This is a genomic window from Polaribacter sp., assembly GCF_965656025.1.
Classification (GTDB): Bacteria; Bacteroidota; Bacteroidia; order Flavobacteriales; family Flavobacteriaceae; genus Polaribacter.
The window spans coordinates 19,037-20,655 of sequence record NZ_CBFHJT010000030.1 but is presented as its reverse complement, the minus strand read 5'-3'; the positions used below and the strand labels follow the sequence as shown (position 1 = coordinate 20,655).

Here is a 1,619-nt window from a genome sequence, read left to right as displayed (position 1 = left end):
CGCTCCAAGCATTTCTTTTTGCAGTAGTTACTATTTTTTTAGCTTCTTTTTCTAATACAATTAAATCTTCTTCAGAATCTACAAAACGTAATGTTTCGCCATTTTCTCCATCTAATTCAAATTCTAAAATCCATTTTCTCATTTGAGCAATACAATCATGCTCTTTTTCCCAAAGAAGTCTATCTTTATCTTTGTACCTTTCATGAGATCCAGAAGTAGAGTGCCCTTGAGGTTGGGTTAATTCTTTAACATGAATTAAAACAGGTACATGCTCTTCCCTTGCTATTTTTGCAGCTTTGTTATAGGTGTCAATTAATTTTACATAATCCCAACCATTTACCACAAGAATTTCATAACCATCATGTTTGTGATCTCTTTGAAAACCTTTTAAAATTTCAGAAATACTTTCTTTGGTTGTTTGATGTTTTGCGTGAACTGAAATTCCGTATTCATCATCCCAAACACTCATAACCATTGGTACTTGCAGTACACCACCAGCATTAATAGTTTCAAAAAATAAACCTTCACTTGTACTTGCGTTACCAATAGTACCCCAAGCAACTTCATTTCCGTTTATAGAAAAATTAGTATTGTTTTGTACACTTTTTTCGTTTCTATATATTTTTGACGCTTGTGCCAAACCCAATAAACGTGGCATTTGACCTGCTGTTGGAGATATGTCTGAACTAGAATTGTATTGTTTTGTAAGGTTTTTCCAAGAGCCATCTTCGTTTAAACTGTGGGTTGCAAAATGGCCTCCCATTTGTCTTCCTGCAGACATAGGCTCAAGCTCTATATTTGGATGTGCATACAAACCTGCAAAAAATTGTTGAGCAGTTAGCTCTCCAATGGCCATCATAAAGGTCTGGTCTCTGTAGTAACCAGATCTAAAGTCTCCTTTTTTAAAGGCTTTTGCCATGGCTAATTGCGGAACTTCTTTACCGCCACCAAAAATACCAAACTTTGCTTTTCCTGTTAAAACTTCACGCCTACCTAATAAACTACACTCTCTGCTAATTTTAGCAATTTTATAATCATTTAAAACTTCTGCCTTAAAATCTTCGAATGAAAGTTCTTTTTTGTTTTTGGTAAGCTCTTGTTCTAACATTTTTTCTAATTTTTAACTGCTACAAATATAGTTTTTTTAGTTGATATTTAAAAATATAAAAATATATTAAACATTTTGCAATATAATGTTAAAATAAGATGTTTTTATTGCGAATAATATAAATAATAGCTAATCTTTTGGTTTCTTAGAAAAATCCTCTTCTAAAAAAATTATAAACGCTGCTTAAATTTCCAGTAAAAGTAAATCTTATTTTTTGCGAATAGGACTGTTGAGAAATTTCCCAACCGTTATTAGAATATAAAGGAAAATAAATTTCGAAAATATTATGTATAAAGTTCAATCGGATACCATTTTCGTAGCCAAAAAAGATAGGTTTTTGTTTGTTTTTTAAGAAAGCAACATCATTATAGAATTCGACCCATCTCCAAAGACCAATGCTAGAGTTTAAAGACAGCATGTATTGATTCGCAAATCTTGTTGGTAAAACAGATTTAAAACCACCTTCTGTAATAATGTATTGTTGACTAAAAATACCTGAGGATTCTGAACG

At 31.7% G+C, this 1,619-nt stretch carries 1 protein-coding gene and 1 pseudogene; both read right to left on the bottom strand.

Annotated features, from left to right (window positions below; all coding sequences use genetic code 11):
- On the bottom strand, positions 1–1,108 hold a 1,108-nt coding region (locus ACTG3S_RS07565), incomplete at its 3' end, for a thiamine pyrophosphate-dependent dehydrogenase E1 component subunit alpha (RefSeq protein ID WP_439128745.1).
- Positions 1,109–1,253: 145 nt separating this feature from the next.
- Positions 1,254–1,619: pseudogene (locus ACTG3S_RS07560) on the bottom strand (aminopeptidase); the annotation flags it as partial.